The following is a 24671-nucleotide window of genomic DNA, read 5'->3' as shown; positions in this document are numbered from 1 at the left end:
GGCCCGGGGGAATTCCTTCCCCCGGATTCTTACTGCCTTTTAAGCGAAGGCCCGCTCGACCAGCGGCCCCGGCGGCGGGTTCAGCGCGATCTCGCGGATGATCTTGCGGCGGACCGCGTTCTCGAAGGCGTCGAAGCCTTCGGCGACCATCAGGAAGGCGCCCGGCCCGCCGATCACCTGGTCGCGGTAGTATTCGTCGAGCGGCGGGTTGAGGGCGGCGAACTGGCTGGGCGGGGGAGTGCGGTCGAGCACCGCCAGCCCGTTCAGCACGATGCCCTTGTCGAGCGCCGCGGCGCGCGCCTCGGCCAGCGGCCGGCCGGAATTGTTGACCCCGTCGCCGGAGATGTCGACGACCTGGCGGGTGCCCTCATAGCCCTGGCCGAACAGCGTGGCGGCATAGTCGATAGCGGCGGAGATCGAGGTGTAGAGGTGGGTGCGGCGCGGCGCGGCGTCGAGCGCGCTGGCGAAGGCCTCGGCGCTGGCCGCGCCATCGATGCGCATCCAGGGCACCAGCAGCTCCTGCACGTTCCAGTCCGACCAGGTGAAGAAGCTGACGGCGATGGCGCCGATGGCGCCGCGGCTGATGCCGTCGACCAGGCGGCGGTCGCGGAAGGCGGCGGCATAGCCGCGGAACTGCAGCTCCTGCTCCTCGGCATCGACGGAGCGGCTGACATCGACCGCCAAAGCGAGCTCGACATCGACGGGTTCGTTGGCGGCGGCCGCGAGGCTGCCACTGGCCCGGGCAGGCCGGCTGGTCAGCAGCGCCGGGGCGGCGAGGAGACCGGCGGAAAGGGTGAGGAGGTTGCGGCGAAGCATGGGGCGGACCTCTGGAGCTGCTGGGTTGCGGTTGTTTCCTCCTGAAAGCCGGCCTCCAGTATATTGTGCACCGCAACAAATCTGCCATAGCGGGGCGGTGCCTCACGGCGGCGCGAGAACCGCTTCCGTGGCCGCTGTGGCAGCGGTGCAACATGCCGTCACCAAAGAAGCGGCAACCCGGATGGCCGCCCGGCTGTTCCCTCAGGGAGAAGTCCCTTGGAGGAAGCATGTCCGCCGAAGCTCTGCGGCTGGTTGACGGAACCGTCGGCCGCCGCCTGCCCGTGGGGCCGCCGCTCTGGCCGGCCCAGGCCTCGACCCTGCCGCCGCTGAGTCTGCAGCTGCCGATCCCGCCGCCGGACGCCCCGCCGCCGGTGCCGCCGATCCCGCCGCCGGCCCCGGGCCCCGACCTGCCGGAGCCGCCGATCACCGATCCGCCGGGGCCGGACCAGCCCACCCCGGATGCCCCGGACATTCCGCCAATGGGCGATCCGCCGGGCGAGCCGCCGCTGCGGATGAACTGACGTCATGCCGGAAGGGCGCCTGCGGGCGCCCTTTTTCATGGCCGGCCGTGCCGGCCGCGCCCGGTCGCCGGGACACAGACAAAAAGAAACCCGGGGCGCACGGGGCGCCCCGGGGTCATGGCAGTCGACGCGTGATCGCCCCGGGCCAGGCCCGGGGCGACGTCCGGCTTAGCGCAGGACGATTTCGACGCGGCGGTTCTGCGGCTCGCGCACGCCGTCGGCGGTGGCGACCAGCGGACGGCTCTCGCCGAAGGCCTGGACCGTGATGGCCGAGCGGGCGACGCCCAGGCGGACCAGCTCGGCGGCCACGGCGTCGGCGCGACGCTGCGACAGGCGCTGGTTGTACTGCGGCGAACCGGCGCGGTCGGCATGGCCGGCCACTTCGATGCGCGTGGTCTGCACCCGGCCCGAAGCCTGCGCCGCCTCGGAGATGATCTGGCGGGCGCGGTCGGTCAGGTCGGCGCGGTCGAAGTCGAAGAACACCAGGTAGGTGCGGGCCGGGGCCGGGGCGACGGCCGGGGCCGGGGCGACGACCGGCACCGGCGCCGGCGGGGTCGGGGTGTTGAAGGCGTAGCGCAGGCCGAGCATGGCCGAGTGGTTGCCGATCTGGTCGACTTCATACTTGCCCGAGGAGACGCGCTGGCCGGCCGGGTTGGTCACGGTGCCCTTGTAGTGGCCCTGCAGGGCGCCGGTGTAGCGGTACTCGGCGGTCAGCGAGAGGCCCGGCACGGAGGCGATCGGGAAGGCCAGGCCGGCGATGCCCTGATAGGCGAACTGGCCGTTGGTGTCGTCGATGCGCACGGTGTTGCCGCCCGGCTGCAGGCGGGTGCCCTTGGCGTCGAGGTCGGTCCACTGGTAGCCGACGCCACCACCGATATAGGGAACCACGGCGACCGGCATGGTCGGGAACCACTGCGGCAGCTGGAAGTCGTAGAAGACGTTCGCCATCACGCCGAACTGCTGCTGCTCGCCGTCGATGCCGCGGAAGGCGACGCCCGGCGCGCCACCGGTGCGGCGCTGGAAGCCACCCAGGCGATCGACGCTGTTGTAGCGGTAGTTGCCCTCGAGCTCAGCGCGCAGGCCGTTGCCGAAGCCCCAGCCGACCGAGAGGACGCCGCCGAAGCCTTCCTCGAAGCCCAGATTGCCCTGGCGGTTGCCGGAGGTGTTGGCGAAGTAGGAACCGTTGCCACCCAGCGCGTTCAGGCCGCGGGCGTCAGCGTGGTTCCAGCCGGCGCCGGCACCGAGATAGACGCCGCTGATCGGCTGGGCGGAGGGGTTCGGCAGGTACCAGGGGGTCGAGCTGGACTGGGCATGGGCCAGACCGGCAGTCGTGGTCAGGACCGTGGCGGCGAGGAGAAGGCGGCGAAGCGTCATGTCTGTGTTCCCTAGTGCCTAGTTGGCAGGCGCAGGGGAAACCTGGGTTTCATGCTGCGGTTGCTCTGCGGCCTTGCAACGAAGCGGGCCTGTGGCCGATCTGCCACAGCGGGCCGGTGACCTTGTCATGACGCAGCAAATGTCGTGGCCAGTTCACCGATTTTAAACGCTTTTGTCTTCGGGAACGGCCTAGCGTGCCAGGCGGGCAGGACCGCCTGCGACCGCCTCCCGGTCGCCGGTTGCGCGGTCAGCCGGGTTTCTCGCGGCTGAAAGCACACGGTGACGTGATCGACGTCACCGCGAACCTTCGCGCAACCCGCCTCAGAAGCCGGCGCCGGGCGTCGCGAGATAGGCCGCCTCGGCCGCGGTATCGTCCCGGCCGAGCACAGCGTTGCGATGCGGAAAGCGGCCGAAGCGGCGGATCACCCGCCAGTGCCGCCAGGCATAGTCGATGCCGCCACCGGGCGCCCGCTGCGGCGGAAAATCGCGCAACCCCTCGAACAGCGCGACCGCCAGGTCCTGGTCGGCCATCGCCTCGGAATGCTCGAAGGGCAGATAGAGGAAGGGCCGCTGGTTGGGATGCAGCGCCAAGTCGTGGCGGTCGCGCAGCACCGCCTGCCGCGCCAGCCGCCGTGCTGCCGGGTCGCTGGCGAAGGCCTCGGCGCTGCCGCGGAACAGGTTGCGCGGGAACTGGTCGAGCAGGATCAGCAGCGCCAGCGCCCCCTCCGGCGTCGCCGCCCAGCCGTCCAGCGCGCCGTCGCGCGCCGGCCCCACCAGGGCGCCGAATTTCTCCTGGATCGCCGCGTCGAAAGCCGCGTCGCGCTGGAACCAGGCGGGGCGGGGGGTGGTGACGTCGCCCTGGAACCAGAAGTCCAGGATCGCCTGCGCGCTGCTCATGCGGGCTTCGCGGCCGGCTTCAGGGCGCGGGCCAGCAGCTGCACCGAATGCAGCGCCTCGCGCCCCGACAGGTCGCGGATCTGGTGGCGGCAGGAGGTGCCGTCGGCGAGGATGACATCCTCGGGCGCCGCGGCGCGCACCGCCGGCAGCAGGGAAAGTTCGGCCATGGCCTTGCTGGTCTCCAGTTTCGACGCCTCGTAGCCGAAGCTGCCGGCCATGCCGCAGCAGGAGGAGGCGATCGGCACCACCTCCATGCCCGGAATCTTCCGCAGTGTCTTCACCGCGGGCAGGAAGGCGCCGAAGGCCTTCTGGTGGCAATGCCCGTGGATATGGGCGCGGGCCGGGCCGAGCGATTGCAGCGGCAGGTCCACATTCTCCTTGGCCAGGAACTCGGTGAGAAGAAAAGCACGGGACGCAAGCTTCTCGCTCTCGCTGCCGGGGAGAACCGACAGAAACTCGTCGCGCAGCGTGGTGAGGCAGGAGGGTTCCAGCCCGATCACCGGCGCGTCGCTGACCGCCAGCGCCGCCAGGGTCCGCCGCGCCTCGGCGCGCGCCCGGTCGACCATGCCGGCGGCCAGGTAGCTGCGGCCGCAGCACAGCGCGCGGCCGCGCGGCGCCGCCGCCGGGCGGACGCGGTAGCCGGCGCGGCCCAGCACCGTCACCGCGTCGCGCAGGATTTCCGGCTCGTAGTGGCGGTTGAAGGTGTCGGCCCAGAGCAGCACCTCGCCGCGGTCGCCCTCGCTGCGCGCCTCTTCATTGCGGAAGGGGTCGGCCACGAAGCGGGGCAGGGGGCGGGACGCCGCCAGCCCGAGGAAGCGCTCCGACAGCGCCGCCAGCCCGGGAAGCCGGTCGCGCAGATTGGCCAGAACCGGCAGCTTCGCGGCCCAGGGCGCCCAGCGCGGCAGCTCGGCGATCAGGCGGTCCTTCAGGGGGATGCCATGCCGCTGCGCCCGGGCATGGGTGGCCTCGATCTTCATCTTGGCCATGTCGACGCCGGTTGGGCATTCCCGCTTGCAGCCCTTGCAGGAGACGCAGAGGGAGAGCGCCTCGGCCACCTCGGGCCCGGCCAGGGCATCGGGGCCGAGCTGCCCGGTCAAGGCCAGGCGCAGCGTATTGGCCCGGCCGCGGGTCAGGTGCTGCTCGTCCCGCGTGACGCGGAAGGAGGGGCACATGACATTGGCGTCGAACTTCCGGCAGGTGCCGTTGTTGTTGCACATCTCGACCGCGCCCAGCAGCCCGCCCTGCGGGTCGTCCGGCGTGCTGCGCCAGGCCGACCAGTCCAGCGCCGGGGTGATGGTGGCATCCGCCGCATAGCCGGGCGGGTAGCGGAACAGGCTGCGGTCATCCATCCGCGGCGGGCGGACGACGCGGCCGGGATTGAGCAGCGCGGCCGGGTCGAAGGCGTCCTTCACCGCCTCGAAGGCGCGGGCGATGCGGCTGCCGAACATCACCTCGTTGAATTCGGAGCGGACGATGCCGTCGCCATGCTCGCCGGAATGGCTGCCCTTGTATTCGCGGACCAGGGCGAAGCACTCCTCGGCTATCGCCCGCATCTTCGAGACGTCCTCGCCCTGCTTCATGTTCAGGACGGGGCGGACATGCAGGCAGCCGACGCTGGCATGGGCATACCAGGTGCCCTTGGTGCCGTGCCGCTCGAAGACATCGTTCAGCCGCTCGGTATAGTCGGCGAGGTCGGCCAGATCGACGGCGGTGTCCTCGATGAAGGAGACCGGCTTCCCGTCGCCCTTCATCGACATCATGATGTTGAGGCCTGCCTCGCGCACCTCGGCGACGCTGGCCTGGAAGCCAGCGTCAGTCACCCGCACCACGGCGCCCGGATAGCCCAGGTCGCCCATCTGTTCGTCCAGCCGGTCGAGGTCGCGCAGCAGCGCCGCGTCGTCGTCGCCATGGAATTCGACGATGAGCAGGGAATCCGGCTCGCCGATGACGATGGCGTCGATGGTGGCGCGGTAGATCGGGATCGAGCGGCCGAGATCGATCATCGTCCGGTCGACCAGCTCGACCGCCTCGGGGTTCAGCGCCACCAGGTGCTCGCTGGCCGCCATGGCGGCGCGGAAGCTGGGGAACTGGCAGATGCCCAGCACCTTGCGCGGCTTGATCGGCGACAGCTTCAGCTGCAGCGCGGCCGAGAAGGCCAGCGTGCCCTCGCTGCCGACCAGCAGGCGGGCCAGGTTGCCGCGCCCGGCCGCCCGGGCGGAGGGCGTCAGCGCATCGATATTGTAGCCGCCGACCCGGCGCAGCTGCTTCGGGAAGCGCGCCGCGATCTCTTCCGCCTCGCGCGCGCCGAGCTGGCGCAACGCCTGGATCAGCGCCGCGGTGCCGGCCGGGATTTCCTCGCCGAGATTGTCGGGCAACTCGGAAAAGGTGAAGCGGCTGCCATCCGCCAGCAGCGCGTCGATCGCCAGCACGTTGTCGGCCATCAGCCCGTAGCGGATCGACTTGCTGCCGCAGGAATTGTTGCCCGCCATGCCGCCGATGGTGCAGCGCGCCCAGGTCGAGGGATCGACGGGGAAGAACTTCTTTCCACCCTTCAGCGCGTCGTTCAGCGCGCCCAGGGCAATCCCGGGCTCGACCCAGGCGGTGTCGCCCTCGACGGACAGCACCCGGCGCAGATGCTTGCTGCAATCGATCACCAGCGCCCGGTTCACCGTCTGGCCGCACTGGCTGGTGCCGCCACCGCGCGGCAGCACCGGCACGCCGGCCTCGCGGCAGATCGCCAGCGCCGCCGCCACGTCGGCCTGGGTCTTGGGCACCAGCACGCCGATCGGCTCCACCTGGTAGATACTGGCATCGGTGGCGTAGCGGCCGCGATCGCCGGGGGCGAAGCGCACCTCGCCCTCGACCGCGCGCTTCAGCCGGGCGGCGAGCGCCGTGTCGCCCGGCTGCAGCTTGGACTGGTGGATGGCATTCATGGACGGATCCCGCACTCTTCCTTGCCGCGCAGGCTAGCGCGGGGGCTGGCGCCTGTCCGATCTATAATACTCATCAATCCGACAAGGCGAACTCATTGGCGCCTGTCATGGTTCGCCCCTAGACGGGAAGACCAGAAGCGCGAGGGGAGGCATCCATGGCCTATTATCAGTCGAAGCCCGTGGCGGGCCGGCATTTCCTGCAGATCCCGGGTCCGACCAATGTCCCCGACCGCGTGCTGCGGGCGCTGGACAACCCGACCATGGACCATCGCGGGCCGGATTTCGGCCTGTTCGGCGCCCAGCTGCTGGAAAAGGTCAAGAAGGTCTTCAAGACCGAGCAGCCGGTGGTGATCTACCCGGCCTCCGGCACCGGGGCCTGGGAGGCGGCGCTGGTCAATACCCTGTCGCCCGGGGACACGGTGCTGATGTGCGAGACCGGGCAGTTCGCCTTCCTCTGGCGCGAGATGGCCGAGCGCCTGGGCATCCGCCCCGAATTCATCCAGACCGATTGGCGCGGCGGCGCCGATGTCCCCGGCATCGAGGCCCGGCTGCGCGCCGACCGCAACCACGCCATCAAGGCGGTCTGCGTGGTGCACAACGAGACCTCGACCGGCGCCACCTCCCGCGTCGACGAGGTGCGCCGCGCCATGGATGCCGCCGGCCACCCGGCGCTGCTGCTGGTCGACACCATTTCTTCCCTGGGCTCGATCGACTATCGCCACGATGAGTGGGGCGTCGACGTCACCGTGGCGGGCAGCCAGAAGGGGCTGATGCTGCCGCCCGGCCTGTCCTTCAATGCCATCAGCCCGAAGGCGCTGAAGGCCGCCGAGAGCGCCAGGCTGCCGCGCAGCTTCTGGGACTGGCGGCCGATGCTGGCCAGCAACGCCACCGGCTACTTCCCCTACACGCCGGCGACCAACATGCTCTATGCGCTGGACACCGCGCTGGACCTGCTGCTGGCCGAGGGGCTGGAGAATGTCTTCGCCCGCCACGACCGCCATGCCGAGGCCACCCGCCGCGCCGTCCGCGCCTGGGGGCTGGAGGTGCAGTGCGAGGACCCGCGCCATTATTCCTCGGCGCTGACCGCGGTGCGCGTGCCGGAAGGCCATTCGGCCAATGCGCTGCGCGCGGCCATCCTGCAGAAGTTCAACATGAGCCTGGGCAACGGGCTGGGCCGGCTGAACGACCGGGTGTTCCGCATCGGCCATCTCGGCGACTTCAACGACCTGGCGCTGATGGGGACGCTGACCGGCGTCGAGATGGGGCTGCGCATCGCCGGCGTGCCGCACCAGGACCAGGGCGTGAAGGCCGCCATGGACTATCTGGCCGGCAACAGCTGAGCCGGCGGCCGGGGCAGGGAGCGGCCACCGCCGCCCCCCTCCCGGTCAACGCCGTCGTGGCAGGCGCTCAGGCGGCTTCCTTCACCGCCGCCAGATCCCGGCAGATCTCCGCCGCGATCGAGAAGGAGCGCAGCCGCGCCTCGTGGTCGAAGATCTGGCCGGTGAGCATCAGCTCGTCGACCTGGGTCTCGGCCAGGAAGGCCTCGATCCCGGCGCGCACCGTGGCGGGGCTGCCGACCGCCGAGCAGGACAGGCTGCGGCCGACACCGGCCCATTCGGCCTCGCGCTGCAGGGCGGCGACGTCCTCGGCCGGGGGCGGCAACAGGCCCGGCGTGCCGCGCCGCAGGTTCAGGAACTGCTGCTGCAGCGAGGTGAACAGGCGCTGGCCTTCCGCGTCCGTCTCGGCGGCGAAGACGTTCATCGCGGCCATGCTGTAGGGCTTGTCCAGCATCGCCGAGGGGCGGAAGCCCTCGCGGTAGATCTCCAGCGCCTGGCCCATGGCCTGGGGCGCGAAATGGCTGGCGAAGGCGAAGGGCAGGCCGAGGGCGGCGGCCAGCTGCGCACTGTAGAGGCTGGAGCCGAGCAGCCAGATCGGGATCTCCATGCCGCCGCCGGGCACGGCGCGCACCGGCTGGCCGGGCTGCACGGGGGCGAACCACTGCTGCAGCTCGACCACGTCCTGCGGGAAGCTGTCCGCCTCGCCGGAGAGGTTGCGGCGCAGCGCCCGGGCGGTGCGCATGTCGGTGCCGGGCGCCCGGCCGAGGCCCAGGTCGATGCGGCCGGGGAACAGGGCGTTGAGGGTGCCGAACTGCTCGGCCACCATCAGCGGCGCGTGGTTGGGCAGCATGATGCCGCCCGAGCCCACCCGGATGGTGCTGGTGCCGGCGGCGACATGGCCGATGACCACGGCGGTGGCGGCGCTGGCGATGCCGGGCATGTTGTGGTGCTCGGCCAGCCAGAAGCGGTGGTAGCCGAGCTTCTCGGCATGCTGGGCCAGGCTGCGGCTGTTGGCGAAGGCGGCGGTGGCGTCCTGCCCCTGGGCGATCGGGGCGAGGTCGAGGACGGAATAGCGGATCATGGATGGCTCCCGGAGCGGGTGCGAAGGCAGGGCCCCTGGCCGGGCGGCCGGGGCGGGTTGCGCTCGATATGGGGCGTCCGCGGCCCGAGGGGTAGGCCAGTGGGGGTACATACCCGCGATCCGGGCCATCGCCCTGCCTTGGCAGGCCCCGCTTGGCAGGGCAGGCCTGGCGGGCCAGATAGCGGGCGAAGGAGGGCCATTCCCCATGACCACCGAGATCGACGCCGCCACCCGCACGGAGTTGGAGGCCGCCGCCTTCCGCCGCCTGGTCGAGCATCTGCGCGAGCGCAGCGACGTGCAGAACATCGACCTGATGAACCTGGCCGGCTTCTGCCGCAACTGCCTCAGCCGCTGGTACCGCGAAGCGGCCGAAGCCCAGGGCATCGCCCTGCCGGACCCCAAGGCGCGGGAGATCGTCTACGGCATGCCCTACAAGGAATGGCAGGCGAAGCACCAGAAGGCGGCGACGCCCGAGCAGCAGGCCGCCTTCGCCGCCCAGCCAAAGCACGGCTGAGAGGCGGGGCGCCGGCCCGGGGCTTCTCGATTGCCCGTGGGGTGTGGCCTCGCTATACCCGCGCGCCCCGGCCGTTCGCGCGGCCGGCCATTTTTCCGGAGACGATGATGAGCGATTTCGACGAGCAGGAGGCCAAGGCCAGCCGCGCGCGCCAGGAAGCCGATCCCGATCCCGAAGTCGGCGGCATCGCGGCCGATCGTCTGCGCTCCATCATCGAGCGGGTGGAGCGGCTGGAGGAAGAGCGCAAGGCGCTGGCCGACGACATCAAGGACATCTTCAGCGAGGCCAAGGCGGCCGGCTTCGAGGTCAAGGTGATCCGCCAGATCATCCGCCTGCGCAAGCAGGAGCCGGCCGAGGTGGAGGAGCAGGAGACCCTGCTCGACCTCTACCGCCGCGCCCTCGGCATGTGAGGCCTGGCGCGGGGGAGGGCCTGCCTTCCCCCGCGGAACGACCGGCCCTGGACGGAAAGCCGGGGCAGGGACCCCGGGTTGCGGCCGGCAAGGGCTGCCGCTTGAATGGCGCCGCGGCCCCTGCCCGAGGCCACGAGACCGCGACGGCGCCGCTCCGTCGCGGCGGGCAGGGGTCCAGGCCGTGCAACGACCCGGAGCCCGCTCTTGCAGAAAACCCCGCTGACCGCCGCCCTCGCCACCGTCATCGCCCTGCTGTTCGGGCATGCCATGCTGCAGATGGGCAATACCCTGCAGTCATCGCTGCTGACCGTGCGCGGCGGGCTCGAGCATTTCACCGCGACCGAGATCGGCCTGGTGGGCAGCGGCTTCTATGTCGGGCTGATGGTCGGCTCGCTGCGCATCGGCGCGCTGATCCGCGGCGTCGGCCATACGCGGGCCTTCGCGGCGCTGGCGGCGCTGGCCTCGGCGGTGCCGCTGCTGCACCTGATGTTCGTCTCGCCCTGGTTCTGGCCGCTCGGCCGGGCGCTGACCGGCTTCTGCTTCGCCGGCCTGTTCATCGTGGTGGAAAGCTGGCTGAACGGCGCCGCCTCCTCCGCCGTGCGCGGCCAGCTGCTCAGCATCTATGGCATGGTCGGCATGATCGCCGGCGTCGGCGGGCAGATGCTGCTGACCGCCGCCGACCCGCATGGCTTCGTGCTGTTCTGCCTGGTCTCGATGATCATCTCCTTCGCGCTGGTGCCGGTGGTGCTGTCGCGCGGCCAGGCGCCGCTGCAGGCCGAGGGCAAGGCGGTGCGGCCCAATCTGCGCAACCTCTACCGGATCTCGCCCTTCGGCGTGGTCGCCGGCTTCCTGGTCGGCGTCAGCACCTCCTCCTACTATTCGCTCGGGCCGCTCTTCGCGCAGCGGGTCGGGCTGGAGCCCGCCGGCGTCGCGCTGTTCATGGCCTGCGGCTCGCTCGGCGGCTTCCTCGCCACCTGGCCGATGGGCTGGCTGTCCGACCGGGTCGACCGCCGCGGGCTGGTGGTGGCGCTGACCGGCTGCGCCGCCGCGGCGCTGCTGGCCATGGTGCTGCTGGTGCCGGAGAACCCGCCGCGCGGGCTGCTCTACGCCCTGGTCGCGCTGTTCGGCGCCATGGTGATCCCCGGCTACAGCCTGGTACTGGCGCATGTGAACGACCATGTGCCGCCCGGCGAGTTCGCCGCCGCCTCGGGCGGCATGCTGGTGCTCTGGGGGGCCGGGGCGGCGCTCGGGCCGCTGATCGGCGGTGCCGCGATGTCGCAGCTGGGCGTGCAGGGGCTGGGCTGGCTGATCCTGACGGCCCAGGCCGGCATTGCCGCCTGGGGGCTGTGGCGCATGCGCCGCCGTGCCGCGCCGACGGAGAAGGAGGATTTCCTCATCATGCCGCAGCAGCCGGTCAGCACCCAGCTGGTCGCCGCGGCCGAGGAAGCGGCCATCGAGCGCAAGGAGGCCGCGGCCACCTCTTGAAGTGGCAGTGCCCTTGCCTTACGTGTGATCGGATCACCGGGGGGCGCTTCCCCCTTTTGTCGCCTGAGGCGATTTTGGGTGATTTTTTGCCGGCTGCCGCAACTCATGGCGCCGGCAAGGGTTCTTGGCCGCGAAGCACGCGGCAGAACCCGGCATTTCTCTCACCGAAGCAAGAACCGGGGGGAGCGCCGATGGGCGCCGCACCCGGAGGATAAGTTTAAGCCTATGAAGAAGAACGTTCCGCTGAGCCTGCCGATGATCCAGCACCCGCCGCGCCAGGCGGCGCAGCCGGTGTCGATGACGCAGGCCGAGATCCGCCGCCTGGTCATCGAGACCATCGGCTGAGGCGCGGCGGCCGCCCCATTCACGGGGTGGCTCTCCAACCGATCGACGGTAAGGCCGGGGGAAGCCATTCCCCCGGCCTTTTCTGTGGCCGTCTGCCGCTACTGGTAGAGCTTCTCGATGACGGCCGCATGGTCGCCGAGCACGACCTTGCGCTTCACCTTCATGGTCGGCGTCATCTGCCCGTTCTCGACGGTGAAGGGCGCGACGCAGGCGGAGTAGCGGATCCGCTCGATGCCCGAGAGCTTGCCATTGACCCGGCGCAGCGCCGCCTTCACCGCGTCCTCGCCATGGCGGTCGGCCGGCACCAGCAGGGCGGCGAGGCCGGGGCGGCCTTCGCCCGCGACCACCGCCTGGGCGATCTCGGGCTCGGCCATCAGCAGGCTCTCCAGCCGCGCCGGGCTGACCATGTCGCCGCCCAGCGTCTTGATGAAGTCGCGCTTGCGGTCGGTGATGCGCAGCCGCCCCTCGACCAGCTGCCCGACATCGCCGGTGTGCAGCCAGGTCTCGCCCTCGGGCGGAGCGGAGCGCAGCGCGCTGGCGCTCGCCTCCGGCTGGTTCCAGTAGCCGTCCATCACCAGCGGGCCGCGCACCAGCACCTCGCCATCCTCGGCGATGCGGAGGGTGACGCCGGGCAGCGGCCGGCCCACCGTGGTGCGGTCATTGTCCCAGGGGGTGTTGACGCTGACCACCGGCCCGGCCTCGGTCTGGCCATAGCCCTGCAGCACCGGCAGGCCGAGCGCCAGGAAGAAGCCGGACAGGTCCGGGTCGAGCCGCGCGCCGCCGGAAACCATGGCGACCAGCCGGCCGCCGAAGCGGGCGCGCACCTTGCTGCGCACCAGCCGGTCGAGCACCGCGTCCTGCAGCTTCTCGGCCAGGTTCAGCCCGCCGCCATCCAGGCGCTTCAGGCCGAGGCGCAGGGTCCGCTCGAACAGGCCGCGCTGGAAGGCGGACTGCTTCTCCAGCCCGGCCAGGATGCGGGCGCGCAGCACCTCGAACAGGCGGGGCACGGCGGTCAGCACCTGCGGGCGGATATCGGCCAGCTCGGCCGAGAGCTTCTCGGCGCCGCGGCTGAACACCACCTCCAGCCCGAAGGAGCAGAGCAGGTAGATCACCGTGTGTTCATAGGCGTGGCTGAGCGGCAGGAAGGACAGGTACGAGGCGTCCTTCGGCAGCTTCAGCGCGGCGATGATGTGGTAGATGCCGTCGCGATTGGCCAGCATGGCCCGGTGCGGCAGCATGACGCCCTTGGGCGGCCCGCCGGTGCCGGAGGTATAGATCAGGCAGGCCAGCCGCCCGGCCGGGATCTGCTCGGCCTCGGCATAGAGCATGGCCAGGTCGCCGCGGGTCTCGACCAGGCTGGACCAGCTGACCGCGCCCCCGCCTTCCGCGGCGCTTTCCTCCATCGAGACCAGCAGGTCGAGCCCGCCGATGCCCGCCGCCTCGGCCAGCGTCTGGGCCAGCCGGCTGGTGGAGACGATGGCGGCGCGGGCGCCGGAATCGCGCAGCAGATGGGTGTGGTCGGCCAGGGTGTTGGTGGTGTAGCCGGGCACCGAGACGGCGCCGACCGCCATGATGGCGCAGTCGGCGACCAGGAATTCCGGCCGGTTCTCGGCGACGATGACCACACGGTCGCCCGGGCAGACGCCGCGGGCGCGCAGCCCCGCCGCCACCGAGGCCACCTGCAGGGCGAATTCCGACCAGCTCATCCGCCGCCAGTCGCCGCCGCGCCAGTAGCGCAGCATCGGCCGGTCCGGCCAGGCGCGGGAGAGGCCCAGCATCAGCGCGGGCAGGCTGGTCCAGTTGTCCTCGGCGGCGGGCATGGCGGTGGCGTTTTCCTTCCGTCGTTGGGGGCCTCCTGCCGGGCCGCGGCCGGCCTGGCGAAGCGGCCTCGGGCCGGTTTCCCGGGCGCCCCTGGCACAAGGAAGGGTGGGGGGCGCTTGGCCTGCGTCCTCAGGGGCTTATATCGACTGTCAGAGAACCACAACCGCAAGGCTTCCCGTGCAGCTCTCCGATGCCCATCCGATTTCTCGCGACACTTCCGGCCGTCCTGGCGGTCCGGGCAATGCGGGGCCGCTGCCGGTCTGGGACCTGAAGGATCTCTATGCCGGCCCGGCCGACCCGGCGCTGGAGGCCGATCTGCAGCGCGCCGATGCCGAGGCCCGCGCCTTCTCCGACGCCCATGCCGGCCGGCTGGCAGGCCTGTCGGGCGACGCCCTGGCCGCGGCCATCGCCGAATACGAACGGCTGGAGGAGGTGCTGGGCCGGGTCATGTCCTTCGCATCGCTGGTTTTTTCCGGCGATGCCCAGGACCCGGCCAATGGCCGCTTCTACCAGACCATGCAGGAGCGGGCGACGGTCATCTCCAGCCACCTGCTGTTCTTCAGCCTGGAGCTGAACAAGCTGGAGGAGGCGGTCCTCGAGAAGAAGCTGTCGTCCCGGGCGCTGGCCCGCTACCGCCCCTTCCTACGCGACCTGCGGGTGTTCCGGCCGCACCAGCTGTCGGACGAGGTGGAAAAGCTGCTGCATGACAAGGAGGTGACCGGGCGCTCGGCCTGGAACCGCCTGTTCGACGAGACCATCGCCGGGATGGAGGTGAAGGTGGGCGAGGAGACGCTGAATGTCTCCGGCGCGCTGAACAAGCTGTCCGACGGCAACCGCGCCATCCGCGAGGCGGCGGCCAAGGGCGTCTCCGCCGCCTTCGGCGACAAGGCCCGCCTGTTCACCCTGATCACCAACACCCTGGCGAAGGACAAGGAGATCATCGACGGCTGGCGGAACTATCCGCGGCCGGGCAGCAGCCGCAACCGCGCCAACATGGTCGAGGACGAGGTGGTCGACGCCCTGGTCAAGACCGTCGTCGCTAGCTACCCGGCGCTGTCGCACCGCTATTACGCAATGAAGGCCCGGTGGCTCGGCCTGCCCAAGCTGCAGCACTGGGACCGCAACGCGCCGCTGCCCAATGAGGATGACAGCCAGATCCCCTGGGAGATGGCGCGCGACCGCGTGCTTGCCGCCTATCACGGCTTCCATCCCGAGCTCGGCCGCATCGGCAAGGAATTCTTCGACAAGCCGTGGATCGACGCGGCGCTGCGGCCGGGCAAGGCCTCCGGCGCCTTCGCGCATCCGACGGTGCCCTCGGCCCACCCCTATCTGCTGGTCAACTACCACGGCAAGTCGCGCGACGTGATGACCCTGGCGCATGAGCTGGGCCATGGCGTGCACCAGGTGCTGGCGGCGCAGCAGGGCTACCTGATGTCGGGCACGCCGCTGACCCTGGCCGAGACCGCCTCGGTCTTCGGCGAGATGCTGACCTTCCGCGCCGTGCTGGATGCCGAGACCGACCCGAAGCGCCGCCGCGCGCTGCTGGCCGGCAAGGTCGAGGACATGCTGAACACGGTGGTCCGCCAGATCGCCTTCTACCGCTTCGAGACCCTGCTGCACGATGCCCGCCGCAAGGGCGAGCTGTCACGCGAGGAGATCGGCGCGCTCTGGATGCAGGTGCAGACCGAGAGCCTCGGCCCGGCCTTCGAGTTCACGCCGGATTACGAGATCTACTGGTCCTACGTGCCGCATTTCGTGCACACCCCCTTCTACGTCTATGCCTATGCCTTCGGCGACTGCCTGGTGAACGCCCTCTACGGCGTCTTCCAGGAGGGCAGCGTCCCCGGCTTCCAGGAGAAGTACCTGGAGCTGCTGCGCGCCGGCGGCACCCTGCGGCACAAGGAGCTGCTGGCCCCGTTCGGGCTGGACGCCTCCGACCCCGCCTTCTGGCAGAAGGGGCTGAACGTCATCGCCGGATTCATCGACGAGCTGGAAAACACGGATGGCTGACGACCGCGAAGGCAGCTCCCTCTTCGGCGAGCTGCGCCGGATGGCGCGCACCTCCGGCGCCGTGGGTGGCATCGCCGCCCGCGTCGCCGGGGAGCGCTTCCTCGGCCTCAAGACCGACCGCACGGCGCATGCCGGCGATCTGAAGGCGGTGCTGGGCGGGCTGAAGGGCCCGCTGATGAAGGTCGCCCAGTTCCTGACCACCATTCCCAACGCCCTGCCGAAGGAATACGCGGCCGAGTTGGCGGCGCTGCAGGCCAATGCGCCGCCGATGGGCTGGGCCTTCGTCCGCCGCCGCATGTCGAGCGAGCTGGGCCCGGCCTGGCAGTCGCGCTTCCAGAGCTTCGGCCAGGAGGCCTCGGCCGCCGCCTCGCTCGGCCAGGTGCACCGCGCCACCCTGCCGGACGGCACCCCCGTCGCCTGCAAGCTGCAATACCCGGACATGTCCAGCGTGGTGGAGGCCGATCTGCGCCAGCTCAAGCTGGCCATGGGCCTCTTTGCCCGGATGGACGACGCCATCCAGCATGACGAGGTCTATCTCGAGCTCTGCGACCGCCTGCGCGAGGAGCTCGACTACGAGCGCGAGGCGGCGCAGATGCGCCTCTACAACCTGATGCTGCGCGACGAGCCGACCATCCGCACGCCGACCCCGGTCGAGGGCTATTGCTCCAAGCGGCTGCTGACCATGACCTGGCTGGAGGGCCGCCCGATCCTCGACCGCCTGGCCGAGGACCCCAGCCAGGAGGAGCGCGACGCCTATGCAACCGCGCTGTTCCGCGCCTGGTACGTTCCTTTCTATCGCTACGGCGTCATCCATGGCGACCCGCATCTCGGCAACTACCAGATCCGCCAGCCGACCGCGGACAGCCCCGCCGGCATCAACCTGCTGGATTTCGGCGCCATCCGCGTCTTCCCGCCCGCCTTCCTGCGCGGCGTGGTCATGCTCTACGAGGCGCTGCGCGACAACGACCAGGAGAAAGCCGCCGAGGCCTATCGCATCTGGGGCTTCACCGATCTCTCGAAGGAGAAGATGGAGGTGCTCGGCCTCTGGGCGAAGTTCCTGCACGAGCCGCTGCTCGATGACCGGGTGCGGCCGATCCAGGAAAGCGACGACCCCGATTTCGGGCGGAAGGTGGCGTCCGAGGTCCATGCCGGGCTGAAGCGTACCGGGGGCGTGCGGCCGCCGCGGGAATTCGTGCTGGTGGATCGGGGGGCGGTCGGGCTGGGCAGCGCCTTCCTGCGGCTCGACGCCCGGCTGAACTGGCACCGGCTGTTCAACGAGCTGATCGAAGGCTTCAACGAGCAGGAACTGCAGGCGCGGCAGCAGCAGGCGCTGGACGAGGCGGGGGTGCCGCGCTGAGAAGACAGGCCAGGGGGCGCTGCCCCCTGGACCCCTGCCGGGGTGGCAACGGCCACCCCGGACCCCGCGGTTACAGCAGCCCCTCGGCGCGGAATGACAGGCAGCGGCCGGCACCGACGATCAGGTGGTCGTGCAGCACCAGGCCGAGCGCCTCGGCGGCACGGCGCACCTCGGCGGTCATCGAGACATCGGCCGCACTCGGAGAGACATCCCCGCTCGGATGGTTGTGCGCCAGCACCAGCGCGGTGGCGCCCAGCTCCAGCGCCCGCTTCACCACCTCGCGCGGATAGACCGGCGTGTGGTTGACCGTGCCGCGGCCCAGCGCCTCGTCGGCGATCAGCCGGTTGCGGACATCGAGGAACAGCACCCGGAACTGCTCGACACCCTCGCGCCCCATCGCCGCCCGCAGATAGCCGGTCAGCGCCTCCCAGGAGTCCAGCACCGGCCGGTCCAGCAGCTCGGCCCGCAGCAGCCGCAGCGCCGCGCCCTGCACCGTCTTCAGCGCCGCCACCCCGGCCTCGCCCAGCCCCTCCACCGCCAGCAGCGCCGGCACCGGGGCGGAAAGCACCCGCGCGAAACTGCCGAAGCGCGCCAGCAGCGCATGCGCCAGCGCGCGGGTGTCGCGCCGCGGCAGCGCCAGGAACAGCAGCATCTCGATCAGCTCGTGATCCAGCAGCGCCTCGGGCCCGGTGCCGAGCAGCCGCTGGCGCATGCGCGCGCGATGCCCCTCCGCCGCCACGGGACGCGGCGGCAGCGGGGCAGGGCTCAACAGGTCGGGCAGCAGGGCAGGGGACAGCGTCCCGGCCTCCGCCATGCCGGGCGGCTTCCGCATGCGGCCTCCGTTCTCACCCGCAGGTTGAACGAAGGCGGCGCAGCTTGTCCAGCAGGATCAGGCGCTGGTGGCGGCGTAGGGCGGCTTGTGCAGACCGGCAGGGGAGAGGGTGAAGATCTCGCAGCCCTCCTCGGTCACGCCGATCATGTGCTCGAACTGCGCCGACAGCCCGCGGTCGCGGGTCACCGCGGTCCAGCCATCGTCCAGCACCTTCACGTCCGGGCGGCCGGTGTTCACCATCGGCTCGATGGTGAAGAACATCCCCGGCTTCAGCACCGGGCCCTCGCCCGGGCGGCCGAAATGCAGCACGTTCGGCGCGGCATGGAAGGTGCGGCCGATGCCATGGCCGCAGAAGTCGCGCACCACGCTGAAGCGGTGCTTCTCGACATAGCTCTGGATGGCGTGGCCGATATCGCCCAGCCGGGCGCCCGGCTTCACCGCGGCGATGCCCAGCATCAGGCTCTCATGCGTCACGTCCGTCAGCAGCCGGGCCTTGGTGCTGGGCGTGCCGGCGGCGAACATGCGGCTGGTGTCGCCGTACCAGCCATCCAGGATGACGGTGACGTCGATGTTCAGGATGTCGCCGTCCTGCAGCGCGCGCGGCCCGGGAATGCCGTGGCAGACCACATGGTTGATCGAGATGCAGGAGGCGTGCTGGTAGCCGCGATAGCCGATCGTCGCCGAGGTGGCGCCCTGGGCCTCGATGAAGTCCTGGATGGTCTTGTCCAGCGCCGCCGTGGTCACGCCGGGGCGGACATGCGGGGTGATCATGTCCAGCGTCGCGGCGGCCAGCTGGCCCGCGCGGCGCATTCCCTCGAAATCTTCCGGCGCGTGCAATGTGATGCGCCGCGCCTCGGCACCGGATTGTTCCATGACGCGGGAAGATGCGCAAAACGCCTGCCGCTTGCAAGGCGCTGGCGCCGCAGGGCAGGTCTGCCGAGGCTGCTCGAGCGCCACGGCCCGAGGGGGAGCCGCCGGAAAGCCTGAATGACGGGATTGAACAGGGTGCCGGAGCGGATCGCCTGCCTTCTGCCGCGGGCCGCCCTAGGACCCCGGCTTGTCGCCCGTCTTGTGCTCGATTGTGCCGAAGGCCTCGGCCAGGCTGACCTGGCCGCTGCCGCGCGGCGCCGGCTTCGGCTGGTTCGGCCCGGGCGCCCAGCCGGTCAGGGTCAGCATCTCCAGCGGCGCGGCCAGGGTGCCGTCCGGCCCCGGCGCCAGCCTGGCCAGCGCCATCGGGAACAGTGCCCGCGGCGGGATGCGCGGGTCGCGCGCCAGCACGGCATTGCCCTCGCCGGCGGCGCGCAGATCGGCCAGCAGTGCCAGCGCCGAGCGGTAGCGCAGGTCCAGCCGCTCCCGGTCAGCCACCGGCATGGCGAAGCCCGCCCGCTGCAGCAGCGCGGCGCCGTCGCGGATCTCGGGAAATGGCGAGACGCGCGGGCTGAGGCCGTCGCGCAGCGCGGTCTCGGCCTGGCCCAGCGCCTCGCGCAGCGGCTGCAGCGTGCCCAGCGCCGGCAGGGTGGCCAGGAACAGCCCGTCCGGCGCCAGCGCCCGGCGGATCTGCAGCAGGGCCCCCGGCAGGTCGTTGACCCAATGGAGAGAAAGATTGGCGACGATCAGGTCGAAGCTGCCCGGGGCGAAGGGCAGCCATTCCTCGTCCGCCGCCAGCGGCAGCCCGCCGGCCCCCGCCGCCATCCGCGCCGAGAGGTCCATCGACACGGTGAAACCGACGCCACGGGCCCGCAATAGAGGCGCCACCACGCCGCGGCCGCCGATCTCCAGCGCGCGGTCGAAGCGGCGCAGCGTGTCGTCCAGCCGGTCCAGCAGCCGCTCGGCCGCCGCCTCCAGGATCGGCGCCACCTGGCCGACGCCCGCCGCCGCGCGGTCGCGCCGCCGCCGCACCAGAGCCCGATCGAAAACCCGCATCGCATCCGCCATGCCGCGCCCATGCGCCAAGCCGCGGCCGCGCGCAAGCCGTGCTTGCAGCCGGGCCGGATCACAGGCTACGATCACGAAATCGTGAGTGACGTGCCAGGAAGGCTGCACCCATGACGCTTGCGCCACCCTGGCGCCGCCTGGGCGGTGCCGTGCTCGACGCCCTGCTGCCGCCGCGCTGCCTCGGCTGCGGCGAGGCGGTGCTGCAGCACGGCACGCTCTGCGCGCCCTGCTTCGCCGCCACGCCGCAGATCACGCCGCCCTGCTGCGACGCCTGCGGCGTGCCCTTCGCCGATCCCACCCAGGCCGAGCAGGGCGAGGATGGCGCGCCCTATTGCTCGCGCTGCCTGATGGCGCCGCCGCTCTATGGCCGGGCGCGGGCGGCCTTTCTCTACACCGAGGGCAGCAAGCGGCTGCTGCTGCCCTTCAAGCATGGCGACCGGGCCGAGCTGGCCGGGCCGCTGGCGCGGCAGATGGCGTATGCCGGCCGCGAGCTGCTGGCGCGGGCCGAGCTGATCGTCCCGGTGCCGCTGCATCGCTGGCGGCTGCTGCGCCGGCGCTACAACCAGGCGGCGCTGCTGGCCGCCGCCCTGTCGCGGCTGTCGGGCCGCCCCTGGGCGCCGGATCTGCTGCGCCGGCCGCGCCGCACCGCCTCGCTGGGCGAGAAGGGGCTGGCGGCCCGGCTGGCGGCGGTCGCCGGCGCCTTCGCTCTGGCGCCGGGCGCGGCAGGGCGCATCGCCGGGCGGCGCCTGCTGCTGGTCGACGATGTGCTGACCACCGGCGCCACCGCCGGCGCCTGCTGCCACGTCCTGCTGCAGGGCGGCGCGGCGGCGGTGGATGTGCTGGCGGCGGCGCGGGTGCCCGATCCCTGGCTGGAGGCCGAGAGCAATCCGCCGGAAGGCCCCGCCGCGACGCGGCAACGCTCTTGACCGGAGCCGCGGTGACGCCGATGTGTCACGGCATGGCCCAGGTCGAAATCTACACCACCGCATTCTGCCCCTATTGCTCCCGCGCCAAGCTGCTGCTGGGCCGCAAGGAGGTCAGCTTCACCGAATACGACGCGCCGAACGGCTCGGCCGAGCGGGACGACGCGATCCGTCGCTCCGGCGGGCGCACCACCGTGCCGCAGATCTTCATCGACGGTCAGTCGATCGGGGGCTGCGACGACCTGATGGCGCTGGAGCGTGCCGGCAAGCTGGATGCGCTGCTGCAGGCGGGCTAAACCCCCGGCCTTCGATCCTCCCTTGCCGCCGCACAGACCAGGGCCCGAATGATCCACTACCAGCTTCGTTGCGACCAGGAACACAGCTTCGACGGCTGGTACAAGGACAGCGCCGCCTTCGAGAAGCTGGCCGCTGCCCGGCTGGTCGAATGCCCGGTCTGCGGCAGCGACAGCGTCACCCGCGCCCTGATGGCCCCGGCCATCGCCAAGACCCCGGGCGTCAAGGGGCGTGCCGAAGCCACCCCGCTGCCGCCCGCCGAATCGGCCCTGGTGCCCGCCGCGACCCAGCCGCCGGCAGCGCCGGTCGCCCAGGGCGGGCCGCCGGGCCTGCCGCAGGCCGCCGCCGGGCCGATGCCGGCGCAGGTGCTGGCACTGCTGCAGAAGATGCGCGCCGAGATCGAGAGGAACTGCGACTATGTCGGCGCCGATTTCGCCGAGGAGGCGCGGCGCATGCATCGCGGCGAGAGCGAGCGGCGCGGCATCTACGGCGAGACCAGCGAAGGCGATGCCGAGGCGCTGCAGGATGAGGGCATCGAGATCGCCCATCTGCCCTGGGTGCCGCGCGCCGACGGCTGACCCCGGCGCCCCGGGCGGCAGCTTGCCGCCGTTCCGCCCTTCCTAGCCCGCTTCCTCGTCGCGGCCGCGCAGCCGGCTGGCCAGCAGGGTCAGGCTGTCGCGCAGCGGCGCCATCTCCTCGGGGGCCATGCGGGCGGCGCAGCCGAGCGCCTCGGGGATAGCGCGGGCCTGCCGGCGCAGCGCCTCGCCCTTGGCCGTCAGGGTGACGCGGACGACGCGCTCGTCGCGCGGATCGCGGCGGCGGGCGACCCAGCCGGCCGCCTCCATGCGCTTCAGCATGGGGGTCAGCGTGCCGCTGTCGAGGAACAGCCCGTCGCCGAGCTCGCGCACCGTGCGGTCGTCGCGCTCCCAGAGCTGCAGCAGCACCAGATATTGCGGATAGGTCAGGCCATGCGGCTCCAGATAGGGGCGGTAGGCCTGGCCGAAGGCATGCGCCGCCGCATAGATCGCGAAGCAGAGATGGTCCTGCAACCGCAGGGGCGCCTCGTCGGCCATGCTGTCCTCCACGCTGTCTCGTGAAGATAGATAGTGCGCAATGGGATTGACAGCAACTTTTGTCCGATTAGATTGTGCGCAATCGAACGCCGCGATGGTTGCGGCCTGCAAGGAACCCGACCCCATGAAGATCCTGTATCGCGCCCGTGTTTCCGCCACCGGTGGCCGCGAGGGTGCCGCCCGCAGCGATGACGGGCTGCTGGCGGTGAAGCTGGCGCCGCCGAAGGAGCTGGGTGGCGCGGGCGGGGCGACGAATCCCGAGCAGCTGTTCGGCGCCGGCTATTCGGCCTGCTTCCTCGGCGCGATGAAGTACGTGGCGGGCCAGCGCAAGATCAGCCTGCCGCAGGACGTTGCGGTGGCGGCCGAGGTCGGCATCGGCCAGCGCGAGGACGGCGAGGGCTTCGGCCTGGAGGTGGCGCTGACGGTGTCGCTGCCGGCCATGGAGCAGGCCGCGGCCGAGGATCTGGTCGAGCGCGCGCACCGCGTCTGCCCCTACAGCCACGCGACCCGCGGCAATATCCCGGTGACGACGACGGTCGCGGTCTGACCGACAGAAATAGATGAGGGGTCTGGGGAGAATACCTTCTCCCCAGCCTTCTTACTCTTTTCTGGCCGCGACGATGTAGTTCGTGCTCACGTCGCTGCTGGTCTTCCAGTCCTTCGTCCCGAGCTTCGGGACCATGCCGGCGATGTCGGCGACCCGCAGCCCCGCCCGTCGGGCTTCCGCCCCGAGCTCGGCCGGGGTGACGAACATCTTCCAGTCATGGGTACCGCGCGGCAGCAGGCGCAGCAGGTATTCGGCGCCCACCTTGGCGAAGAGGAAGCTCTTCGGCGTGCGGTTCAGCGTCGAGAGGAAGACGTGGCCGCCGGGCTTGGTGACGCTGGCCAGCGCCGCCAGGAAGGCGCCGCGGTCGGCGACATGCTCGATCACCTCCAGGGCGATCACCGCATCGAAGCGGGCGCACTCGGCCGCGAGCTCCTCCGGGCGACCCTGGCGGTAGTCGATCTCGAGCCCCGAGCGGGTCGCATGGGCGCGGGCGGCCTCCAGCGCGGTGCCGGCGGCGTCCAGCCCGGTGACGCGGGCGCCGAGGCGGGCCACGCCCTCGCTGGCCAGGCCCGCGCCGCAGCCGACATCGAGCAGGGTCAGCCCGGTGAGGTCCTCGCCCTGGCGGCCCTCGGCCGCGGCCAAGCGGCGGGCGATCCAGCCGCAGCGCAGCGGGTTCATGCGGTGCAGCGGCGCCATGGGGCCGTCGGGGTCCCACCAGCGTTCCGCCAGGGCGTCGAACTTGGCGATCTCGGCCTCGAGGGCGGTGGTCTCGGCGGGCATCGGGCGGCTTCTCCGGTTGCGGCAGGGCGCGACCCCCGTTATCTGTCCCAGCCCCGCGCCGGCCGCAACCAGGGCCCGCGCGGCAATCCGTGCCTGATCGGCCGCCAGGGGAGGCTTTCCCGGCAGCCCGGTCGCCTTCGAGACCCCGTTCCATCAGAGCGCCCATGGCCCGTATCGTGATGAAGTTCGGCGGCACGTCCGTCGCCGACCTGGACCGTATCCGCAACGTCGCCAACCGGGTGAAACGGGAAGTCGATGCCGGCAACGAGGTCGCCGTGGTGGTCTCGGCCATGTCGGGCGTGACCAACCAGCTGGTGAAGTGGTGCCAGGAGCTGTCGCCGCTGCACGACGCCCGCGAATACGATACCGTGGTGGCGACCGGCGAGCAGGTCACCATCGGCCTGCTGGCGGTGGCGCTGCAGACCATCGGCGTCGATGCGCGCTCCTGGCAGGGCTGGCAGATCCCGATCCTGACCGATGGCGCGCATGGCAAGGCGCGCGTCGAGGAGATCAAGGGCGAGGCGCTGATCGAGCGGATGAAGACCGGCCAGGTGCCGGTCGTCGCCGGCTTCCAGGGCATCGGCCCGGACAACCGGGTGACGACGCTGGGCCGCGGCGGGTCGGACCTGTCGGCGGTCGCCATCGCGGCGGCGGTCAAGGCCGATCGCTGCGACATCTACACGGATGTGGACGGCATCTACACCACCGACCCGCGGATCGTGCCGAAGGCGCGCAAGCTCCCGGCGGTGGCCTATGAGGAGATGCTCGAACTGGCTTCGGTCGGCGCCAAGGTGCTGCAGACCCGGTCGGTCGAGCTGGCGATGAAGCAGCGGGTGCGGGTGCAGGTGCTGTCCTCCTTCGAGGACCGCCCGGGTTCGCTGGTCGTGGATGAGGATGAGATCGTGGAACAGCCGCTGGTGACGGGCGTCGCCTATTCCCGCGACGAGGCGAAGGTGACGCTGCGCCGGGTGCCGGACAAGCCCGGCATCGCCGCCGAGGTCTTCGGGCCCCTGTCGGACGCCAATGTCAACGTCGACATGATCGTGCAGAACCTGGGTGCCGACGGCACCACGGACATGACCTTCACGGTGGGCAAGACCGACCTGCCGCGGGCGCGTGACGTGCTGGAGAAGGCGCGCGGCACGATCGGCTTCGAGACCGTGGTCGCCGATCCGGAGGTCGCCAAGATCTCCATCGTCGGCATCGGCATGCGCAGCCATGCCGGCGTCGCCGCCACCATGTTCAAGACGCTGGCGGAGAAGGGCATCAACATCCAGGTGATCTCGACCTCCGAGATCAAGACCTCGGTCCTGGTCGGCGCCGAGTACACCGAGCTCGCGGTGCGCGCCCTGCACAGCGCCTATGGCCTGGACGCGGAAGGCTGAG

At 71.2% G+C, this 24671-nt stretch carries 23 protein-coding genes; 12 read left to right on the top strand and 11 right to left on the bottom strand.

Features of this window, described 5'->3' with window-relative positions; genetic code table 11:
- Nucleotides 1–39 precede the first annotated feature (39 nt).
- On the bottom strand, nt 40–816 hold the full coding sequence (locus tag WFI16_RS24315; protein ID WP_419900448.1) for a DUF1194 domain-containing protein: 777 nt from the start codon (nt 814–816) through the stop codon (nt 40–42).
- A gap of 227 nt (nt 817–1043) precedes the next feature.
- Here WFI16_RS24315 and WFI16_RS24310 point away from each other — a divergent pair, with 227 nt between their 5' ends.
- Entirely contained in the window at nt 1044–1337 is a 294-nt protein-coding gene (locus tag WFI16_RS24310) for a hypothetical protein (RefSeq protein ID WP_419900447.1), read from the top strand.
- 168 nt (nt 1338–1505) lie between these two features.
- Here the strand turns inward: WFI16_RS24310 and WFI16_RS24305 are convergent, their stop codons facing one another.
- The 3 genes from WFI16_RS24305 to WFI16_RS24295 form a co-directional block, all read right to left on the bottom strand.
- Nucleotides 1506–2711, bottom strand: a complete 1206-nt coding sequence (locus WFI16_RS24305; RefSeq protein WP_419900446.1) for an OmpA family protein — start codon at nt 2709–2711, stop codon at nt 1506–1508.
- 321 nt (nt 2712–3032) lie between these two features.
- Nucleotides 3033–3608 (bottom strand): DUF924 family protein, encoded by a 576-nt coding sequence (locus WFI16_RS24300; RefSeq protein ID WP_419900445.1) that lies wholly within the window; start codon nt 3606–3608, stop codon nt 3033–3035.
- Entirely contained in the window at nt 3605–6541 is a 2937-nt protein-coding gene (locus WFI16_RS24295; RefSeq protein WP_419900444.1) for an FAD-binding and (Fe-S)-binding domain-containing protein, read from the bottom strand. Before WFI16_RS24295 ends, WFI16_RS24300 begins: the two co-directional genes overlap by 4 nt.
- 155 nt (nt 6542–6696) lie before the next feature.
- Here WFI16_RS24295 and WFI16_RS24290 point away from each other — a divergent pair, with 155 nt between their 5' ends.
- Nucleotides 6697–7881 carry a pyridoxal-phosphate-dependent aminotransferase family protein gene (locus tag WFI16_RS24290; RefSeq protein WP_419900443.1) on the top strand — a complete coding sequence of 395 codons (1185 nt, stop codon included), beginning with the start codon at nt 6697–6699 and terminating at the stop codon, nt 7879–7881.
- A 67-nt stretch (nt 7882–7948) separates the two neighbouring features.
- On the opposite strand, the gene WFI16_RS24285 is transcribed toward WFI16_RS24290, so the two are convergent.
- On the bottom strand, nt 7949–8959 hold the full coding sequence (locus tag WFI16_RS24285; RefSeq protein WP_419900442.1) for an LLM class flavin-dependent oxidoreductase: 1011 nt from the start codon (nt 8957–8959) through the stop codon (nt 7949–7951).
- 205 nt (nt 8960–9164) lie between these two features.
- Here WFI16_RS24285 and WFI16_RS24280 point away from each other — a divergent pair, with 205 nt between their 5' ends.
- The 3 genes from WFI16_RS24280 (at nt 9165) to WFI16_RS24270 (ending at nt 11368) form a co-directional block, all read left to right on the top strand.
- Nucleotides 9165–9473, top strand: a complete 309-nt coding sequence (locus tag WFI16_RS24280; RefSeq protein ID WP_419900441.1) for a DUF1244 domain-containing protein — start codon at nt 9165–9167, stop codon at nt 9471–9473.
- A 107-nt stretch (nt 9474–9580) separates the two neighbouring features.
- A complete protein-coding gene (locus WFI16_RS24275; protein ID WP_419900440.1) occupies nt 9581–9883 on the top strand; it encodes a DUF2312 domain-containing protein in 303 nt (100 codons plus the stop codon).
- 204 nt (nt 9884–10087) lie between these two features.
- Nucleotides 10088–11368 carry an MFS transporter gene (locus WFI16_RS24270; protein ID WP_419900439.1) on the top strand — a complete coding sequence of 427 codons (1281 nt, stop codon included), beginning with the start codon at nt 10088–10090 and terminating at the stop codon, nt 11366–11368.
- A gap of 443 nt (nt 11369–11811) precedes the next feature.
- On the opposite strand, the gene WFI16_RS24265 is transcribed toward WFI16_RS24270, so the two are convergent.
- Nucleotides 11812–13533 carry an AMP-dependent synthetase/ligase gene (locus tag WFI16_RS24265; RefSeq protein ID WP_419900438.1) on the bottom strand — a complete coding sequence of 574 codons (1722 nt, stop codon included), beginning with the start codon at nt 13531–13533 and terminating at the stop codon, nt 11812–11814.
- A 178-nt stretch (nt 13534–13711) separates the two neighbouring features.
- On the opposite strand from WFI16_RS24265, the gene WFI16_RS24260 reads away from it, so the two are divergent.
- Together WFI16_RS24260 and WFI16_RS24255 are read left to right on the top strand one after the other, a co-directional pair.
- Complete coding sequence (locus tag WFI16_RS24260) at nt 13712–15544, top strand: M3 family oligoendopeptidase (protein ID WP_442970737.1); 1833 nt, start codon at nt 13712–13714, stop codon at nt 15542–15544.
- Entirely contained in the window at nt 15537–16901 is a 1365-nt protein-coding gene (locus WFI16_RS24255; protein WP_419900437.1) for an ABC1 kinase family protein, read from the top strand. Before WFI16_RS24260 ends, WFI16_RS24255 begins: the two co-directional genes overlap by 8 nt.
- A gap of 70 nt (nt 16902–16971) precedes the next feature.
- Here the strand turns inward: WFI16_RS24255 and radC are convergent, their stop codons facing one another.
- From radC to WFI16_RS24240, 3 genes are all read right to left on the bottom strand, one after another.
- A complete protein-coding gene (radC, locus tag WFI16_RS24250; RefSeq protein ID WP_419900436.1) occupies nt 16972–17733 on the bottom strand; it encodes a RadC family protein in 762 nt (253 codons plus the stop codon).
- 57 nt (nt 17734–17790) lie between these two features.
- Nucleotides 17791–18606 (bottom strand): type I methionyl aminopeptidase, encoded by an 816-nt coding sequence (gene map, locus WFI16_RS24245; RefSeq protein WP_419900435.1) that lies wholly within the window; start codon nt 18604–18606, stop codon nt 17791–17793.
- Nucleotides 18607–18777: 171 nt separating this feature from the next.
- Complete coding sequence (locus WFI16_RS24240; RefSeq protein ID WP_419900434.1) at nt 18778–19656, bottom strand: methyltransferase domain-containing protein; 879 nt, start codon at nt 19654–19656, stop codon at nt 18778–18780.
- Nucleotides 19657–19778: 122 nt separating this feature from the next.
- Here WFI16_RS24240 and WFI16_RS24235 point away from each other — a divergent pair, with 122 nt between their 5' ends.
- From WFI16_RS24235 to WFI16_RS24225, 3 genes are read left to right on the top strand one after another with little or no spacing between them, the layout of a single operon-like run.
- Nucleotides 19779–20594 (top strand): double zinc ribbon domain-containing protein, encoded by an 816-nt coding sequence (locus tag WFI16_RS24235; protein ID WP_419900433.1) that lies wholly within the window; start codon nt 19779–19781, stop codon nt 20592–20594.
- A gap of 32 nt (nt 20595–20626) precedes the next feature.
- Nucleotides 20627–20887 carry a glutaredoxin 3 gene (gene grxC, locus WFI16_RS24230; protein ID WP_419900432.1) on the top strand — a complete coding sequence of 87 codons (261 nt, stop codon included), beginning with the start codon at nt 20627–20629 and terminating at the stop codon, nt 20885–20887.
- 48 nt (nt 20888–20935) lie between these two features.
- Nucleotides 20936–21463 (top strand): DUF1178 family protein, encoded by a 528-nt coding sequence (locus tag WFI16_RS24225; protein ID WP_419900431.1) that lies wholly within the window; start codon nt 20936–20938, stop codon nt 21461–21463.
- A 42-nt stretch (nt 21464–21505) separates the two neighbouring features.
- Here WFI16_RS24225 and WFI16_RS24220 read toward each other — a convergent pair whose 3' ends face one another.
- Nucleotides 21506–21958: a MarR family winged helix-turn-helix transcriptional regulator gene (locus WFI16_RS24220; protein ID WP_419900430.1), complete on the bottom strand. Its 453-nt coding sequence runs from the start codon at nt 21956–21958 to the stop codon at nt 21506–21508.
- 124 nt (nt 21959–22082) lie between these two features.
- On the opposite strand from WFI16_RS24220, the gene WFI16_RS24215 reads away from it, so the two are divergent.
- Entirely contained in the window at nt 22083–22505 is a 423-nt protein-coding gene (locus WFI16_RS24215; protein ID WP_419900429.1) for an organic hydroperoxide resistance protein, read from the top strand.
- A 51-nt stretch (nt 22506–22556) separates the two neighbouring features.
- Here WFI16_RS24215 and ubiG read toward each other — a convergent pair whose 3' ends face one another.
- The gene (gene ubiG / locus WFI16_RS24210) at nt 22557–23285 is read right to left on the bottom strand and encodes a bifunctional 2-polyprenyl-6-hydroxyphenol methylase/3-demethylubiquinol 3-O-methyltransferase UbiG (RefSeq protein ID WP_419900428.1); all 729 of its coding nucleotides are present in this window, start codon (nt 23283–23285) and stop codon (nt 22557–22559) included.
- A gap of 164 nt (nt 23286–23449) precedes the next feature.
- On the opposite strand from ubiG, the gene WFI16_RS24205 reads away from it, so the two are divergent.
- Nucleotides 23450–24670 (top strand): aspartate kinase, encoded by a 1221-nt coding sequence (locus WFI16_RS24205; protein ID WP_419900427.1) that lies wholly within the window; start codon nt 23450–23452, stop codon nt 24668–24670.
- Nucleotide 24671: the final 1 nt, after the last annotated feature.

The sequence above is a fragment of the Roseomonas sp. USHLN139 genome, assembly GCF_037145735.1.
Lineage (GTDB): Bacteria > Pseudomonadota > Alphaproteobacteria > Acetobacterales > Acetobacteraceae > Pseudoroseomonas.
This window is presented reverse-complemented; position numbering and strand designations above follow the sequence as displayed.

Coding starts and splice junctions, on each gene's coding strand:
- WFI16_RS24220 (WP_419900430.1), bottom strand. CDS start 21,958: ATGGCCGACGAGGCGCCCCTGCGGTTGCAGGACCATCTCTGCTTCGCG.
- grxC (WP_419900432.1), top strand. CDS start 20,627: ATGGCCCAGGTCGAAATCTACACCACCGCATTCTGCCCCTATTGCTCC.
- WFI16_RS24240 (WP_419900434.1), bottom strand. CDS start 19,656: ATGCGGGTTTTCGATCGGGCTCTGGTGCGGCGGCGGCGCGACCGCGCG.
- WFI16_RS24310 (WP_419900447.1), top strand. CDS start 1,044: ATGTCCGCCGAAGCTCTGCGGCTGGTTGACGGAACCGTCGGCCGCCGC.
- WFI16_RS24215 (WP_419900429.1), top strand. CDS start 22,083: ATGAAGATCCTGTATCGCGCCCGTGTTTCCGCCACCGGTGGCCGCGAG.
- WFI16_RS24305 (WP_419900446.1), bottom strand. CDS start 2,711: ATGACGCTTCGCCGCCTTCTCCTCGCCGCCACGGTCCTGACCACGACT.
- WFI16_RS24265 (WP_419900438.1), bottom strand. CDS start 13,533: ATGCCCGCCGCCGAGGACAACTGGACCAGCCTGCCCGCGCTGATGCTG.
- WFI16_RS24290 (WP_419900443.1), top strand. CDS start 6,697: ATGGCCTATTATCAGTCGAAGCCCGTGGCGGGCCGGCATTTCCTGCAG.
- WFI16_RS24225 (WP_419900431.1), top strand. CDS start 20,936: ATGATCCACTACCAGCTTCGTTGCGACCAGGAACACAGCTTCGACGGC.
- WFI16_RS24275 (WP_419900440.1), top strand. CDS start 9,581: ATGAGCGATTTCGACGAGCAGGAGGCCAAGGCCAGCCGCGCGCGCCAG.
- WFI16_RS24295 (WP_419900444.1), bottom strand. CDS start 6,541: ATGAATGCCATCCACCAGTCCAAGCTGCAGCCGGGCGACACGGCGCTC.
- WFI16_RS24300 (WP_419900445.1), bottom strand. CDS start 3,608: ATGAGCAGCGCGCAGGCGATCCTGGACTTCTGGTTCCAGGGCGACGTC.
- WFI16_RS24205 (WP_419900427.1), top strand. CDS start 23,450: ATGGCCCGTATCGTGATGAAGTTCGGCGGCACGTCCGTCGCCGACCTG.
- ubiG (WP_419900428.1), bottom strand. CDS start 23,285: ATGCCCGCCGAGACCACCGCCCTCGAGGCCGAGATCGCCAAGTTCGAC.
- map (WP_419900435.1), bottom strand. CDS start 18,606: ATGGAACAATCCGGTGCCGAGGCGCGGCGCATCACATTGCACGCGCCG.
- WFI16_RS24280 (WP_419900441.1), top strand. CDS start 9,165: ATGACCACCGAGATCGACGCCGCCACCCGCACGGAGTTGGAGGCCGCC.
- WFI16_RS24315 (WP_419900448.1), bottom strand. CDS start 816: ATGCTTCGCCGCAACCTCCTCACCCTTTCCGCCGGTCTCCTCGCCGCC.
- WFI16_RS24235 (WP_419900433.1), top strand. CDS start 19,779: ATGACGCTTGCGCCACCCTGGCGCCGCCTGGGCGGTGCCGTGCTCGAC.
- WFI16_RS24255 (WP_419900437.1), top strand. CDS start 15,537: ATGGCTGACGACCGCGAAGGCAGCTCCCTCTTCGGCGAGCTGCGCCGG.
- WFI16_RS24285 (WP_419900442.1), bottom strand. CDS start 8,959: ATGATCCGCTATTCCGTCCTCGACCTCGCCCCGATCGCCCAGGGGCAG.
- radC (WP_419900436.1), bottom strand. CDS start 17,733: ATGCGGAAGCCGCCCGGCATGGCGGAGGCCGGGACGCTGTCCCCTGCC.